This window comes from Streptomyces sp. NBC_01171 (assembly GCF_045039805.1).
Classification (GTDB): domain Bacteria; phylum Actinomycetota; class Actinomycetes; order Streptomycetales; family Streptomycetaceae; genus Streptomyces.
Map to the genome: position 1 here is coordinate 3832233 of NZ_CP108609.1, position 14971 is coordinate 3847203.

The window sequence follows — 14971 nt, forward strand, 5'->3', positions numbered from 1 at the left end:
CGCCCTTTGACACCGTCCCCACGGTCGCGTCCCCTCGGTGATCCCGCCGGGGGGACGCGGCGCGTCGGGTGCCGTCAGCCGTGCCGGGCCGCTCGGTGTTCCATCGCTTCGCGGGCCGCTTCCGGGGTGGTGTACACCTCGCACATGTGCCGGCCGTCGGGGGTCGCGGTGTGCTCGACCTCCCACAGGGAGATCTCCCGCCCGTCCCGCAGCAGGAACGCGTGCTCGTACAGCGCGAAACTGACCCCGGCCCGCGCGGTCCGGCCGGGACGGCCGAACGCCTGGGTGATCTCGTGCGCCTCCGCCGTGGCCAGCAGCGCCGCCAGCTCCTTGCCGGGGCGGTCCGGGTTCTCCGCCCGGCGCAGCAACCTGCGGGCGTGGTCGGGGGAGTTGTCCGCCACGTACGCGTGCCGGGGCTCCGGCACCGCACCCAGCTCGGTCAGCACCGGCAGCTCGAAGTCCGAGGTGTCGTACGGCAGTGCCAGCCGGGTCGTGGCGGTGTGCAGCTCCTCCTCGTCGAGGTACACCTCGTGCTGGGCCTCCTCGCCCGGCGCGGTGTTGTGCGCCAGCTCCCAGAGGGTGACCGCCGAGCCGTCCGGGAGCAGCCAGGTGTGCCGGTACGTCTCGCGGTGCAGCCCCGCGCTGTGGTGTGCGGAGTGCAGCGAACTGTCGTGCGCCAGCGCGCAGTCCAGCTCTCTTATCACCTCGTCGGGCAGCTCGAACGAGTTCAGGGCACGGCCGAGGAGTCGCGCGAGGTGCTCCTCCGGAGACTCGGGCGACTGGGCGGATTCGTGCTCCGCCGTCTCGTACGGAACGCTCAAGGTGTCTCCCGGCGTCGCTGCATGTCACCTGGTGGGTGCATACCGTAGCCCCTCGGTCGGACATCGTGTCCGGGAACCGAGAAACGTACTGGAGTAAACGCCGGGCACGGCCGAAGAGTTCCCGGTCGGCGACCGAAATGCCGTGCGGGCCAAGGCTTTTCCGCCCCCTTACGTCTCTTCTTCCCCTACTTCCCCTGCCTCTCCCCGTACAACTCCTCGTACGACGGCCACGCCCCGCCCGGCTCCGACACCGGGCGCGCGGCGCGCACGGCGCGGGTGACGGCGCGCGTCACCAGGTCCGCGCCGGCGGCCAGGATCTCGTTCAGCGCGGTCGGCGCCGGGTCCAGCGGGCGGGCGCCGGTGGCCAGGGTGAACACCGTGTCGCCGTCGTGCAGCAGGTGTACGGGGCGGACGGCGCGCGCGATGCCGTCGTGCGCGGTACCGGCCACCTTCTGCGCCTGCGCCTTGTCGAGGTCCGCGTCGGTGGCCACCACGGCGAGCGTGGTGTTCAGCGGCGGGGGAGCGTTCCGCGCGGCGACCTCCGCCAGCCGCCGCCGCGCGGCCTCCCGCACCTCCGGCTCCGGGTACACCACCGGACCCTCGAACAACTCCCCGTACAGCACCCCCGTTTCGGCATCCAGCACGGCCCCGGCGGAGTTCACCACCACGAGCGCGGCCACGGTGATCCCGGATTCGAGCACCGTGCTCGCGGTCCCGACCCCGCCCTTCAGACACCCGGCGACCGCCCCGGTCCCGGCCCCCACCGACCCCTCCGCCACCGGCCCACCCGGCGCGCCGGCGGCCGCCGCCTCCACCGCGGCCCGCCCCATCGCCGCGTCGGGACGGGCCCGGAAGTCCCCGCCGCGCCCCAGATCGAACAGACAGGCGGCGGGCACGACCGGCACCACATGCCCGGCCTCGGGCCCCACCCGCACCCCCCGCCCCCGCTCCTCCAGCCACGCCATCACCCCGGAAGCCGCGTCCAGGCCGTACGCGCTGCCCCCGGCCAGCACGACCGCGTCCACCCGCCGCACCACATTGCGCGGGTCCAGCGCATCGGTCTCCTTGGTCCCCGGCCCCCCACCCCGCACATCCACGGCGGCGACGGCCCCACCCTCCGGCGCGAGCACCACACTCACCCCACTGAGCCACCCCCCACCCCACCGCCCGGCATGCCCGACCCGAACCCCGTCCACGTCCGTCAACGCCCCAGCCGTCGTCATACGGGCAGTCTGTCCCACCGCCCCCTCAGCGGACGCCGGTCGTGCGCGGTGTCTCCGTGCGGTAGGAGCTGCCCAGTTCCGGGCCCAGGCCGAAGTAGTGGCGGAAGTTGTAGATCAGGGGGCTCCAGGCGGCGGGGTCTATGTGGTGGGTACCGGGGATCAGCAGGTCGGGGGCCGCGTGGACTTTGAGGACCGTCGTCTCGACGATGACGCAGTCGCCGGAGAGGTCGGGGCGGATGCGTTCGGCGCGGGCCTCCAGGTGGAGGGGGCACTCGGCCGCGCGGGGTGGGCGGACGGTGTGGGAGGGCTCTTCGCGCAGGCCCGCCGCGGCGAACTTGGCCGGTTCGAAACGGCAGCCCGCCGCCTTCGTCGGGGGGACCGGGTCGCGGCCGGTCAGGGGGGCCAGGCGCTCCACCGCGGGCCACTGGTGCGGGGCGGGGAGGTTGATGACCAGCTCGGGGCGGGCGAGGAGGTTGCGGGCGGTCTGGCCCTCGCGGCCCAGGCCGAGGACGACTGTGCTGCCCAGCGCCCATGCCGAGGACATGGGGGCGAGGTTGAAGGTGCCGTCCTCGTTCTCCGTGGACAGCAGCACCACTGGGGTGCCGAAGTAGAGGATGCTCGGCTCGATCGCCGTGTGGCTGTTCATGGTGACGAGCCTAGGAACGGGTTCGTTCGGCGGGCGCCGAAGTGTGCCGGGCGGCGGACCGTACCCTGGAGGCATGAGTGACGCCCCCGCACCCGAGCCGCGCGACCCGAAGGCCGCGCTCGTCTTCGACGACCCGCTGAACCAGCAGTCCTCGGACGACACCGACCGGGGGTGGGGCGAGCGTCCGGCCGGCGACAGCGCCGCCGACCTCAGGCGCTTCCTCGACGAGAAGCCGCCCCACCACCTCTGAACGCTACGGTGGGCTTCCGCTAGCGCACGTCCGGCCCGGCCGGGCGCTGCTGCTTGACCACGCCGTCGACGGTGCCCGTGCGCTGGGCGATCAGCAGGTCGCGGATGTCCTGGAGGACCTCCAGCTCGGTCACGGGGTTCGGCTCCGGCTCCGTCTTGCCCGTGCGGGCCTGCTTGCGAGCCTCCTGCCGGGCCAGGTACTTCGACATCGGCATCACCATCAGGAAGTACACGACCGCGGCGGTGATCAGGAAGCTGAGTGCCGCACCGGCCACCGAACCCCACATGATCGGCACGCCGCTCTCGACGCTGCCGTCCGCTCCGACCTTGCAGGGGTCCTTCAGGCACGAGCTGTAGTGGTCCAGGTTCTTGGTGCCGATCGCCCCGACCAGCGGGTTGATGATGCCCTTCACCACCGAGTTCACGATGTTGGTGAAGGCGGCGCCGATGACCACCGCGACCGCCAGGTCGATGACGTTGCCGCGCATCAAGAAGGCTTTGAAGCCGTCCAGAATGCTCGCCGCTTCCTTCTTCGCGTTCACCGCGGTGGATCTCCTCGTCGTGTACACAGGCTGGGGAACAGAGCGTTCCGCAACCTACGTCAAGGTGCGGCCACCCTGTCCAATCCCGTCGCTCGATCGAGCGACTTGACCGCCCGCTTCCGGAAGTGCCGCCGGCAAGGCTCACCACAGCGTCACCGCCAGCCTGGCCATGGGATTCGCCCCCACCAGCCGAGCCGCCGTGGCACGCGGTACCGCCAGGACGACCAGCGCCCCCTCCGTGACGCTTCCCTCACCCGCTCCCGGCGCCGAACCGTCCACTGAAGCCCGCTCCAGCGGTTCCGGCAGCCGGGCCACCCGGGCCCCGCGCGCCAGCACCCGCGCCGACCCGCCACCCGTCGACCGCTCCTCCGCCGCGACCACGTCCACCCGGTCACCGGGGCGCAGCAGCCGGACCGTGGCCGCGTCTGCGATGCGGACCGGGGCTCTGACCAGCTCACCCGGCCCGCGCCCCCGCACCGGATCGGCGGCCGGATGCCCTCGGGGCCGCTCGGCGGACGGAGTACCGCCGCCCGGGGAGCGGGGGCCGGCCGCGACCAGCGCAGCCGCCGTCACCGCCAGCCCCGCGGCGACCGCCCGGCCCCGGTACCGCGCCAGCCGCCCCGCCGGTCCGCCACCGCCCCGTACGCGCAGGGGCGGGAAGAAGGGGACCTCACGGGTCGCCGGGGCATCGGTCCCCAGCGGGCGTGGCACACGGAAAGCGGGAGCGGGGACGGTGTTCGGGTTCACGGACATCTGGGTCACCACCTGGGACGAGGGAACGCTCTGCGATCCCCACGATGACCCGTCCCGCCGAACCCCGCCGGAGCCTGTGGACCACCCACCGGTTGTGGAAAACTCCATCACCCGAACGAGGAAATCCGCCGCGCACCCCGCACTGCGGACCCCGGCAGCCCGCAAAGCAGACCCCCTCAGCCCCGCCCCAGCCCACCTACGGCAGCGGAATCCCCGGCTCCATCCCCCCGAGCGCCCCCACACACAGACAGTCCCGCTCCGCCGTGGCCGGCAACCCCGCCACCACGTCGAACAGCACCCCCCGCAAGCGGTCCACGTTCGCCGCGAACACCCGCAGCACCTCGTCGTGGGACACCCCCTCGCCGGTCTCCGCACCCGCGTCCAGGTCGGTGACCAGGGTCAGCGAGGTGTAGCAGAGCTCCAGCTCACGGGCGAGCGCCGCCTCCGGATGCCCGGTCATCCCCACCACCGACCACCCCTGCGCCTGATGCCACAGCGACTCGGCGCGGGTGGAGAAGCGAGGCCCCTCCACCACGACCAGCGTGCCGCCGTCGACCGGGGCCCAGTCCCGCCCACGGGCCGCCTTCAGCGCGACGCTCCGCCCGGTCGGGCAGTACGGGTCGGCCAGCGACACGTGCACCACGTTGGGCACCGTGCCGTCCGGCAGCGGGAGCCCGTCGAAGAACGTCTGCTGCCGCGCTTTGGTGCGGTCGACCATCTGGTCCGGCACCAGCAGGGTGCCCGGACCGTACTCCGGCCGCAGCCCGCCCACCGCGCACGGCCCGAGGACCTGCCGGACGCCCAGCGAACGCAGCGCCCACAGGTTGGCCCGGTAGTTGATGCGGTGCGGCGGAAGATGATGCCCGCGCCCGTGCCGGGGCAGGAAGGCCACCCGGCGGCCCGCGACCTCGCCCACGAAGACGGAGTCGGAGGGCGCCCCGTAGGGGGTGTCCACCTGGACCTCGGTCACGTCGTCCAGAAACGAGTAGAAGCCCGAGCCGCCGATTACGCCGATCTCTGCGTTCGCCATGCCCAGCACCCTAACGGGCCCCCGAAACCGGTCACCAGGAGCACCTGTGCGCACGCACGCCGAAGACCCCGCCGTCGGATGACGGCAGGGTCCGGGAAGGCTGGGTTCTCAGGCGGCGGAGCCGGCCGAGGACGACGGCGTCGAGGAGGTCGACGAAGACGAGGACGTCGAGGACGACTTCGAGTCCGAGGACGACGAGCCGGACGACTTCGCGGCCGGGCTGCTGCTCGACGACGCACCGCGCGAATCGTTGCGGTAGAAGCCGGAGCCCTTGAAGACAATGCCGACGGCGGAGAACACCTTCTTCAAGGGGCCACCGCAGTTGGGGCACTCGGTCAGGGCGTCGTCGGTGAACTTCTGCACCGCCTCGAGGCCCTCGCCACAGTCCTTGCACTGGTACTGGTAGGTCGGCACTGTCTTCCTCCTGGCACTCTCACTCAATGAGTGCTAACGATGCTCCATAGTGACGCATTCCCGTGGATCAGTCCACCGTGACCGGCTCGCGGTGACCGACGCCACGCGCCACGGTACGGTTCCGGGCCCGCGCCACCAGCAGGGAACGCAGGGCGAGAATCGTCGCCAGCGCCGGTACGGTCCCGGCCATCGGGACCAGGAACCCGGCGCCGTCCCACAGCCGGTCCTCCCATTGTCCCGCCACCGTGACGGCGGCCGCCTGGCCCAGCGCGACCGCGCCCGTCAGCCAGGTGAACGCCTCCGTCCGGGCGCCGGCCGGCACCAGGTCCTCGACCAGGGTGTACCCCGTGATCAGCGCGGGCGCGACACACATGCCGACCAGCAGGCCGAGACCGGCCAGCAGCGGCACCGAGTGCACCGTCCAGAGCGCGGACGTGGCCAGCGCGAGCGCCGCGTACCCGACCATGAGCCGGCGCCGGGGCGACGACTTCCAGGCGACCGCGCCGCAGACCACCCCGGAGAGCATGTTTCCGGCGGCGAAGACGCCGTAGAGGACGCCGTTCAGACCGGGCTCCCCGATGGACTCGGTGAACGCGGCCAGCGAGACCTGCATCCCGCCGAAGACCGTGCCGATGCCGAGGAACGTCACGATCAGCACCCGTACGCCGGGCACCCGGAGGGCGGACACGGGCGCGTGCGCGGTGTCCTCCGTCTCCTCGGAACGCGGCGGCACCGGCGGCTGGGTACCCCGCTGGGCGGCGAACAGCAGGCCGCCGACCAGGGTCAGCGCGGCCTCCGTGACCAGTCCGGCCGACGGGGTGACGGTGGTACACAGGGCGGTCGCCAGCAGCGGGCCGACGACGAAGGTCAGCTCGTCGGTGACCGACTCGAAGGCCGCCGCCGTGCTCATCAGCGGCGATCCCTTCAGCCGCGCGCCCCAGCGGGCCCGGACCATCGGGCCGACCTGCGGGACCGAGGCGCCGGTCGGCACCGCCGCCGCGAACAGCACCCACAGGGGGGCGTGTGCCAGCGCGAGCGCCGTCAGGGTGAGCCCCGCCGCCGCGTGCACGACGACACCGGGCATCAGCACCGCCCGCTGGCCGTAGCGGTCCGCCAGGCGGCCGCTGTACGGCGCGAACAGGGCCATGGAGACCCCGGTGACCGCCGCCGCGGCGCCGGCGGCGCCGTAGGAGCCGGTGGTGTGCCGCACCAGCAGCACGATGGAGATGGTGAGCATGGCGAACGGCTGGCGTGCCGCGAAGCCGGGGACCAGGAAGGTCCACGCGCCCTTCGTGCGCAGCAGTTGTCCGTAACCCGGACGTGCCGACCGCTCGGTGGTGACCGTGGATGCCACGGCCCGTGCCTCTCTTCCGCCTGGTAGCGCGCCCGTGCGGGGGGCACCGAGAGCCGTCCTCTTGCGCGCGGAACTGCGGTAGATACCGGTGGAACTGCTCGGGTCCGGCCGCCATACGGTCGCGCCAGCTCTGCGTCAGACGAATCGGACAGAGTTGGTTCGATCAGATGCCTTGATCGTACAGGCGGTCCCCGCCGCCGGACCTGTGAGAACCAGCACCCTCAGTGCCGGTGCTCCTTACCGCCCGAACCCAGCCAGTCGGCCAGCTTGCCGCCCTGGGTGACCGCGCGCAGACGGCGTTCGGCCTGGTCGCGGACCGGGTCGGTGGCGACCACCAGCAGCTCGTCATCGTGCCGCAGCACGGTCGTGGGGGAGGGCACGAACGACTTGCCGTCCCGGACGACCAGCGTGACGGCGGCGCCCGGCGGCAGCCGCAGCTCGCCCACCTCCACGCCGTTCATCCGGGAGCCGTCCGGGATGGTGAGCGAGAGCAGATGGCCGCGCAGCCGCTCCAGCGGAGCCGACTCGATGCCGAGGTCGGACGCCTCGCCCTCCTCGCCGAGCCGCAGCTTGCGGGCCAGCCAGGGCAGGGTCGGGCCTTGGACCAGGGTGTAGACGACGACCAGGACGAAGACGATGTTGAAGATGCGGCGGCTGCCCTCGACCCCGCTCACCATGGGAATGGTCGCCAGGATGATGGGGACCGCGCCGCGGAGCCCCGCCCAGGACATCAGCGCCTGCTCCTGCCACGGCACCCGGAACGGGGTCAGGCTCAGCACCACGCTCAGCGGCCGGGCGGCCATGGTCAGCACCAGTCCGATGATCAGTGCGGGGACCACGTCGTCGCCCAGCTCGTGCGGGGTCACCAGCAGGCCGAGCAGGACGAACATGCCGATCTGCGCGATCCAGCCCAGCCCCTCCGCGAACCCGCGCGTGGCCGGCCAGTGCGGCAGCTTGGCGTTGCCCAGCACCATCGACGCCAGATAGACGGCGAGGAAGCCGCTGCCGTGGGCCAGGGCGCCGGCCGCGTACGCGGTGACGGCGATGGCCATGACGGCGATCGGGTAGAGACCGGAGGCGGGCAGGGCGACGTGCCTGAGCCCCCAGGAGCCGAGGAAGCCCACCGCGAGACCCAGGGCGGCGCCGATGGCCAGCTCCAGCACGATCTCGGCCAGCAGGATGTACCAGTGCTCGACCGGACCGGCCTGGCAGAAGGCGACGACGAGGATGACCACCGGGGCGTCGTTGAAGCCGGACTCCGCCTCCAGCGTGCCCGTCACGCGCGACGGGAGCGGGATCTTGCGCAGTACGGAGAACACGGCCGCCGCGTCCGTCGAGGACACCACCGCGCCGATGATGAACGCCTGCCGCCACTCCAGCCCGACCAGATAGTGCGCGCCCGCGGCCGTCGCGCCGACGCTCACCGCTACGCCCACCGTCGCCAGCACGGAGGCGGACGGCAGGGCCGGCCGCACCTCCTTCCACTTCGTGCCCAGACCGCCCTCGGCGAGGATCACGACCAGGGCCGCGTACCCGATGACCTGGGTCATCTCGGCGTTGTCGAAGTGGATGTTCCCGACGCCGTCGGAGCCCATGAGGACGCCGATCCCGAGGTAGACGAGCAGGCTGGGGAGCCCGCTGCGCGAGGAGATCCGCACGGCCGCGACCGCGACCAGGAGGACCAGCGAGCAGGCGAACAGGAGCTGGTTGAGGTGGTGGACAGTCAGCGGCGCATCCCTTCATTGGCCCACGCGGGGGCGCACGTGGGCTCGCGTACACAAGACACCGAGGGGCGGCGGACCGCACCCGACTACTTCGTTACCTTACCTAACTCTTGACGCTTCCTTGACGCTCGGGTTGGCAAGATCGAACGCCCGTGCGCGCTGGTTCCCGACTCCGCGTCAAGTGGTTCCGGGGCCTGCGCCTATGGTTGCTCCAGCGCTCATTCAAAGTCACAGCCCCGCCTGCCGCTCGCGTGAGGACAGCAAGGACAGCGATGCCCCCCAACACCACCGCCACATCGGGTGACAAGCCCGGCACGTCCGGCAGGAAGAAGGGGCGCAAAGCCCGACTTGTCGTGATTCTGCTGGTCCTGGCCCTCATCGGAGGCATAGCCTTCGGGGCGTTCTGGTCCATCAGCACCGTGCGTGCCTCCTTCCCGCAGACCAAGGGATCGGTCACGCTCGAGGGCCTCTCCGGCCCCGTCGACGTCAAGCGCGACGGCTACGGCATCCCGCAGATCTACGCCTCCTCCGACGCCGACCTGTTCATGGCGCAGGGCTACGTCCAGGCGCAGGACCGGTTCTACGAGATGGACGTGCGCCGCCATCTCACCTCCGGCCGCCTGTCGGAGATGTTCGGCAAGAGCCAGGTCAAGAACGACGCCTTCCTGCGCACCCTCGGCTGGGACCGGGTGGCGAAGCAGGAGTACGACACCAAGCTGTCGGCCTCCGCGAAGAAGTACCTCCAGGCGTACGCCAAGGGTGTCAACGCCTACCTCAAGGGCAAGGACGGCCAGGACATCTCCCTGGAGTACGCGGCCCTCGGGTTCACCAACGACTACAAGCCCGCCGAGTGGACCCCGGTCGACTCCGTCGCGTGGCTGAAGGCGATGGCCTGGGACCTGCGCGGCAACATGCGCGACGAGACCGACCGCGCCCTGATGACCAGCCGTCTGAATCCCCAGCAGATCCGCGAGCTGTACCCGGACTACCCCTACGACCGGAACAAGCCGATCGTGCGCGAGGGCCAGTACAGCGCGCTGAGCAAGACCTTCCAGCAGGACGGCGCCCCCTCGGGAACCGGCACGGGCACCCAGGGCACCCAGGGCGCGACGGGGACGACGGGCAACACCGGCACGGGTACGGGCACCGGCACCCAGGGCACGCAGGGCACCCAGGGCGCGACCGGCGGCACGGCCGGCACCGGCACCGGCCTCAGCGGCCAGCTCACCGGCCTCACCAAGGTCCTCGACGACCTCCCCACCGCCGTCGGCGTCAACGGCCAGGGCATCGGCTCCAACTCCTGGGTCGTCTCCGGCGCGCACACCATCACCGGCAAGCCGCTGCTCGCCAACGACCCGCACCTCTCGGCGTCGCTGCCCTCGGTCTGGTACCAGATGGGCCTGCACTGCCGGAGCGTCTCCAGCAAGTGCCAGTACGACGTGGCGGGCTACACCTTCGCGGGCATGCCCGGTGTGGTCATCGGCCACAACGGCAACATCGCCTGGGGCATGACCAACTCCGGCGTCGACGTCAGCGACCTCTACCTGGAGAAGATCTCCGGCGACGGCTACCTCGACGACGGCAAGGTCCGCCCCTTCCGCACCCGCGAGGAGACCATCAAGGTCGCCGGGGGCGCGTCCAAGAAGATCGTCGTACGCCAGACCGCCGACGGCATGCCACTGCTCTCCGACCGCGACGACGAGCTGGTGGAGGTCGGCCGCAAGGCAGGCGTCGACACCGCCGCCCCCGACCGCGGCGACGGCTACGGCATCGCGCTGCGCTGGACCGCGCTCGACCCCGGCACCTCCATGGACGCCGTGTTCGCCATGGACAAGGCGTCCGACTGGTCCGGCTTCCGCAAGGCCGCCGCGCTGTTCGACGTGCCCTCGCAGAACCTGATCTACGCCGACTCCGAGAACATCGGCTACACCCTGCCGGGCAAGATCCCCACCCGCGCCACGGGCGACGACGGCTCGGTGCCGGCGCCGGGCTGGGACTCCGAGTACCGCTGGACCGGGTTCCTGGACCAGGACGAGCTGCCCTTCGAGTACAACCCGAAGCGCGGCTACATCGTCACCGCCAACCAGGCCGTGGTCGACAAGGACAAGTACCCCTACACCCTGACCACCGACTGGGGCTACGGCACCCGCAGCCAGCGCATCGCCGACCTGATCGAGTCCAAGATCAAGGACGGCGGCAAGGTCTCCACCGACGACATGCGCCAGATGCAGCTCGACAACAGCAGCGAGATCGCCAAGCTGCTGGTGCCCAAGCTGCTGAAGCTGGACCTGGACGACCCCGAGGTCCGCAAGGCGCAGAAGCTGCTGGAGGGCTGGGACTACACCCAGGACGCCGACTCGGCCGCGGCCGCCTACTTCAACGCCGTGTGGCGCAACATCCTCAAGCTCGGCTTCGGCGACAAGCTCCCCAAGGAGCTGCGTGCCAAGAACCAGTGCCTGTGGGTGGAGCGGGCGGGCAGCACCGGTCCGCTGGACGACCGGAGCAAGGTCCGCGAGTGCGGTCAGCGGGACGCCGACCAGGCGCAGCCGGACGGCGGCGACCGCTGGTTCGAGGTCGTGCGCACGCTCATGGACAAGCCGGACAGCCAGTGGTGGCAGGCTCCCAAGTCGGGCAACCGCCCGGCTGCGCACAACCGCGACGAGCTGTTCACCCGCGCCATGATCGACGCGCGCTGGGAGCTGACCGCCAAGCTCGGCAAGGACATCGACACCTGGAGCTGGGGCCGCCTGCACCGGCTGTTCCTGAAGAACCAGACCCTCGGCCTTCAGGGCCCGGAGCTGCTCCAGTACGCGCTCAACCGCGGCCCCTGGAAGCTCAGCGGCGGCGAGGCCACCGTCAACGCGACCGGCTGGAACGCCGCCGGGGGCTACGGCGTGGTGTGGGTGCCGTCCATGCGGATGGTCGTCAACCTGGCGGACCTCGACAAGTCCCGCTGGATCAACCTCAGTGGCGCCTCCGGGCACGCCTTCAACGCCCACTACACCGACCAGACCGACAAGTGGGCCGACGGCGATCTGCTGCCCTGGTCCTTCTCGGCCGGGTCGGTCGACGACAGCACGAAGGACACGCTGAACCTGCGGCCGTGAGCCACTGACGGCGTCAACCGTAGGAATGCCCTCCACGCGCGCGTGGAGGGCATTCCTACGTCTCAGGGGCGCTCAGGGGTGTGCGAAACGGCGTACGCCGGTCGGGGTCACCACGGCGTGCACCGGGCGGTCGTGCGCCTCGGCGGGCACCCGCGCCACCACCTCCGTGTCGTACAGCAGCACCACGAGCGCCGGACGCGCGCCCGCGCGCGCAAGACGCGCGAGCACCCGGTCGTACGACCCCCCGCCCCGCCCCAGCCGCATACCGCGTCCGTCCACCGCGAGGCCCGGCAGCAGCACCACGTCCGCCCCCGTCACCGCGTCGGGACCGAGGCGCGGCCCGGTGGGCTCGGCCAGCTCCATCCGCCCGCCGTACCGGACCACCGCCAGCGAGCCGGGTCCGGTGTACGGGCCCCAGTCCAGGTCGTCGTCGGGGAGCAGCACCGGGAGCAGGACCCGGGTGCCGCGTTCGCGCAGTGCCTCCAGGAGGGCGGCCGTGCCGGGTTCGGTGCCGACCGAGACATAGGCGGCGACCGTGCGGGCGGAGGCGAGTTCGGGCAGGGCGAGGGCGTGCGCGGCGAGGGCGCGCTCGTGGACGAGAAGGTCTTCCTCGCTCAACCCCCTTCTATTCTCCAGGAGTTCACGCCGTAGACCCCTCTTCCCGGGGTCGTTCGCACCTTCGTCGGATTCCACCTGTGGCCGCCTCCATTTCGGTCCGCGATTATCACGCTCACCTAAGCGGAGCAGGGGATTTCCCCCTAAGGACACCGGTTAGAGTGGCGCGCATGACTGAGTTGCACCCGAGGATCAGCAAGGCTGTCATTCCGGCAGCCGGGCTGGGTACCCGCTTCCTGCCCGCGACCAAGGCGACGCCCAAGGAGATGTTGCCGGTCGTGGACAAGCCGGCCATCCAGTACGTGGTCGAGGAGGCGGTGGCGGCGGGCCTCGAGGACGTCCTCATGGTCACCGGACGCAACAAGCGTCCGCTGGAGGACCACTTCGACCGCAACTACGAGCTGGAGTCCGCGCTCGGCAAGAAGGGCGACGCCGACCGCCTCGCCAAGGTCCAGGAGTCCAGCGACCTGGCCACCATGCACTACGTCCGTCAGGGCGACCCCCGCGGTCTCGGCCACGCCGTGCTGTGCGCCGCACCGCACGTCGGCAACGAACCCTTCGCGGTCCTCCTCGGCGACGACCTGATCGACCCCCGCGACCCCCTGCTCCAGCGCATGATCGAGGTGCAGGAGCAGCACGGCGGCAGCGTGATCGCCCTCATGGAGGTCGCCCCCGAGCAGATCCACCTCTACGGCTGCGCGGCCGTGGAGAGCACCGAGGACGGCGACGTCGTCAAGGTGACCGGCCTGGTCGAGAAGCCGGACCCGGCGGACGCCCCGTCGAACTACGCGATCATCGGCCGCTACGTCCTCGACCCGCACATCTTCGACATACTGCGCAAGACCGAGCCCGGCCGGGGCGGCGAGATCCAGCTCACCGACGCCCTCCAGCAGCTCTCGGAGGACGAGAAGGTCGGGGGTCCGGTGCACGGCGTCGTCTTCAAGGGCCGCCGCTATGACACCGGCGACCGAGCCGACTACCTGCGTGCCATTGTCCGTCTCGCGTGCGAACGTGAGGACCTGGGCCCGGACTTCAGGACCTGGCTGCGCAGTTTCGTCGCCGAGGAGATGCAGGAACGTTGAGCACCGCCGCGAACCGTCCCGTCGGACCGGACCACGTGTGGTCGGTGGACGAGCACCTGGAGGACATTCTCAGCACCGTCCGCCCGCTCGACCCCATCGAGCTCCAGCTCCCCGACGCGCAGGGCTGTGCGCTGGTCGACGACGTCATGGTGCCGGTGTCCCTGCCGCCCTTCGACAACAGCTCCATGGACGGTTACGCGGTACGGGTCGCGGACGTGACCGGTGCCACCGAGGAGTACCCGGCGGTCCTGGACGTGGTCGGTGACGTCGCGGCCGGCGACGCCGCGCCGGTCCAGGTCGGCCCCGGCCAGGCGGCGCGCATCATGACCGGCGCCCCGCTGCCGCCCGGCGCCGAGGCCGTCGTCCCCGTCGAGTGGACGGACGCCGGGCTCGGCGGGGGCCCGGCGAGCGGGATGCGCGCCCGCGCCCAGGCGCCCGAGGGCGCCGAGGGCCAGGTGCGGATCTTCCGGCCCGCCGGGACGGGCGCCCATGTCCGGCCCAGCGGCAGCGACGTGCGCGCCGGTGACCGGGCGCTCGCCGCGGGCACGGTCCTCGGCCCGTCCCAGATCGCGCTGCTCGCCGCGATCGGCCGGGGCACGGTCCGGGTGCGCCCGCGCCCGCGCGTCGTCGTGATGTCCACCGGCAGTGAACTCGTCCAGCCGGGCGAGCCGTTGGCGCACGGCCAGATCTTCGACTCCAACAGCTTCGCCCTCACCGCCGCCGCCCGTGACGCGGGCGCCATCGCCTACCGGGTCGGCGCGGTCGCGGACGACGCGGACGTGCTGCGCTCCACCATCGAGGACCAGTTGGTCCGCGCCGACCTGCTGGTCACCACCGGCGGGGTCAGCGTCGGCGCCTACGACGTGGTCAAGGAGGCGCTCACCGAGGTCGGCGAGGAGGAGGGCGGCGGGGTCGACTTCCGCAAGCTCGCCATGCAGCCCGGCAAGCCCCAGGGCTTCGGCGCGGTGGGCCCCGACCACACCCCGCTGCTGGCCCTGCCCGGCAACCCGGTGTCGTCGTACGTCTCCTTCGAGCTGTTCGTCCGCCCCGCCATCCGTGCCCTGATGGGCCTCCCGGACGTCCACCGGCCGCGCACACGGGCCACCCTCACGGTGGACGAACCGCTGCGCTCGCCCGAGGGCCGCCGCCAGTTCCTGCGCGGCAACCACGAGGACGGCGAGGTCACCCCCGTCGGTGGCAGCGGCTCGCATCTGATCGCCGCGCTGGCCCACGCCAACGCGCTGATCGTGCTTCCCGAGGACATGACGGAGGCCGAGCCCGGCACCGAGGTCGAGGTCGTCCTGCTCGGCTGACCGCACCGCCCCCGCGCGGGTCCCCGGAAGGGCTCCCGCGGGGTCCCGGCCCGGTGCCCGAGCCGACTTGGCGGTACCGTGGCGCGCACAGGAGGCCC

General features: G+C 71.8%; 14 protein-coding genes. 4 read left to right on the forward strand and 10 right to left on the reverse strand.

Going from position 1 to position 14971, the window contains the following annotated elements; all coding sequences use genetic code 11:
• Nucleotides 1–74: 74 nt before the first annotated feature.
• From OG448_RS17825 to OG448_RS17835, 3 genes are all read right to left on the reverse strand, one after another.
• Nucleotides 75–821 (reverse strand): DUF6227 family protein, encoded by a 747-nt coding sequence (locus OG448_RS17825; RefSeq protein ID WP_405555014.1) that lies wholly within the window; start codon nt 819–821, stop codon nt 75–77.
• A gap of 185 nt (nt 822–1006) precedes the next feature.
• Nucleotides 1007–2044, reverse strand: a complete 1038-nt coding sequence (locus tag OG448_RS17830; RefSeq protein WP_405555016.1) for a P1 family peptidase — start codon at nt 2042–2044, stop codon at nt 1007–1009.
• A 25-nt stretch (nt 2045–2069) separates the two neighbouring features.
• Nucleotides 2070–2690, reverse strand: coding sequence for a flavin reductase family protein (locus tag OG448_RS17835; protein WP_405555017.1), 621 nt, complete (start codon nt 2688–2690; stop codon nt 2070–2072).
• 73 nt (nt 2691–2763) lie between these two features.
• Between OG448_RS17835 and OG448_RS17840 the strand changes: the two genes are divergently transcribed.
• A complete protein-coding gene (locus tag OG448_RS17840) occupies nt 2764–2940 on the forward strand; it encodes a hypothetical protein (RefSeq protein WP_086695572.1) in 177 nt (58 codons plus the stop codon).
• 19 nt (nt 2941–2959) lie between these two features.
• On the opposite strand, the gene mscL is transcribed toward OG448_RS17840, so the two are convergent.
• From mscL to OG448_RS17870, 6 genes are all read right to left on the reverse strand, one after another.
• Nucleotides 2960–3481, reverse strand: coding sequence for a large conductance mechanosensitive channel protein MscL (gene mscL, locus OG448_RS17845; RefSeq protein ID WP_391299023.1), 522 nt, complete (start codon nt 3479–3481; stop codon nt 2960–2962).
• 141 nt (nt 3482–3622) lie between these two features.
• Nucleotides 3623–4234 (reverse strand): RcpC/CpaB family pilus assembly protein, encoded by a 612-nt coding sequence (locus OG448_RS17850; RefSeq protein WP_405555020.1) that lies wholly within the window; start codon nt 4232–4234, stop codon nt 3623–3625.
• 196 nt (nt 4235–4430) lie between these two features.
• Nucleotides 4431–5264 (reverse strand): S-methyl-5'-thioadenosine phosphorylase, encoded by an 834-nt coding sequence (locus OG448_RS17855; protein ID WP_405555021.1) that lies wholly within the window; start codon nt 5262–5264, stop codon nt 4431–4433.
• A 108-nt stretch (nt 5265–5372) separates the two neighbouring features.
• Nucleotides 5373–5678 carry an FmdB family zinc ribbon protein gene (locus OG448_RS17860; protein ID WP_405555022.1) on the reverse strand — a complete coding sequence of 102 codons (306 nt, stop codon included), beginning with the start codon at nt 5676–5678 and terminating at the stop codon, nt 5373–5375.
• A 67-nt stretch (nt 5679–5745) separates the two neighbouring features.
• A complete protein-coding gene (locus tag OG448_RS17865; protein ID WP_405555024.1) occupies nt 5746–7032 on the reverse strand; it encodes an MFS transporter in 1287 nt (428 codons plus the stop codon).
• 221 nt (nt 7033–7253) lie between these two features.
• Entirely contained in the window at nt 7254–8759 is a 1506-nt protein-coding gene (locus OG448_RS17870; protein WP_405558842.1) for a potassium/proton antiporter, read from the reverse strand.
• 269 nt (nt 8760–9028) lie between these two features.
• Here OG448_RS17870 and OG448_RS17875 point away from each other — a divergent pair, with 269 nt between their 5' ends.
• Nucleotides 9029–11863 carry a penicillin acylase family protein gene (locus OG448_RS17875; protein WP_405555026.1) on the forward strand — a complete coding sequence of 945 codons (2835 nt, stop codon included), beginning with the start codon at nt 9029–9031 and terminating at the stop codon, nt 11861–11863.
• A gap of 72 nt (nt 11864–11935) precedes the next feature.
• Here OG448_RS17875 and OG448_RS17880 read toward each other — a convergent pair whose 3' ends face one another.
• Nucleotides 11936–12556, reverse strand: coding sequence for a 5-formyltetrahydrofolate cyclo-ligase (locus tag OG448_RS17880; RefSeq protein WP_405555028.1), 621 nt, complete (start codon nt 12554–12556; stop codon nt 11936–11938).
• Nucleotides 12557–12648: 92 nt separating this feature from the next.
• On the opposite strand from OG448_RS17880, the gene galU reads away from it, so the two are divergent.
• Together galU and glp are read left to right on the forward strand one after the other, a co-directional pair.
• Nucleotides 12649–13560: a UTP--glucose-1-phosphate uridylyltransferase GalU gene (gene galU, locus OG448_RS17885; protein WP_405555029.1), complete on the forward strand. Its 912-nt coding sequence runs from the start codon at nt 12649–12651 to the stop codon at nt 13558–13560.
• A complete protein-coding gene (glp, locus tag OG448_RS17890; protein WP_405555031.1) occupies nt 13557–14873 on the forward strand; it encodes a gephyrin-like molybdotransferase Glp in 1317 nt (438 codons plus the stop codon). Before galU ends, glp begins: the two co-directional genes overlap by 4 nt.
• Nucleotides 14874–14971 lie beyond the last annotated feature (98 nt).

Coding starts and splice junctions, on each gene's coding strand:
- OG448_RS17855 (WP_405555021.1), bottom strand. CDS start 5,264: ATGGCGAACGCAGAGATCGGCGTAATCGGCGGCTCGGGCTTCTACTCG.
- OG448_RS17840 (WP_086695572.1), top strand. CDS start 2,764: ATGAGTGACGCCCCCGCACCCGAGCCGCGCGACCCGAAGGCCGCGCTC.
- OG448_RS17875 (WP_405555026.1), top strand. CDS start 9,029: ATGCCCCCCAACACCACCGCCACATCGGGTGACAAGCCCGGCACGTCC.
- galU (WP_405555029.1), top strand. CDS start 12,649: ATGACTGAGTTGCACCCGAGGATCAGCAAGGCTGTCATTCCGGCAGCC.
- OG448_RS17835 (WP_405555017.1), bottom strand. CDS start 2,690: ATGAACAGCCACACGGCGATCGAGCCGAGCATCCTCTACTTCGGCACC.
- OG448_RS17830 (WP_405555016.1), bottom strand. CDS start 2,044: ATGACGACGGCTGGGGCGTTGACGGACGTGGACGGGGTTCGGGTCGGG.
- OG448_RS17850 (WP_405555020.1), bottom strand. CDS start 4,234: ATGTCCGTGAACCCGAACACCGTCCCCGCTCCCGCTTTCCGTGTGCCA.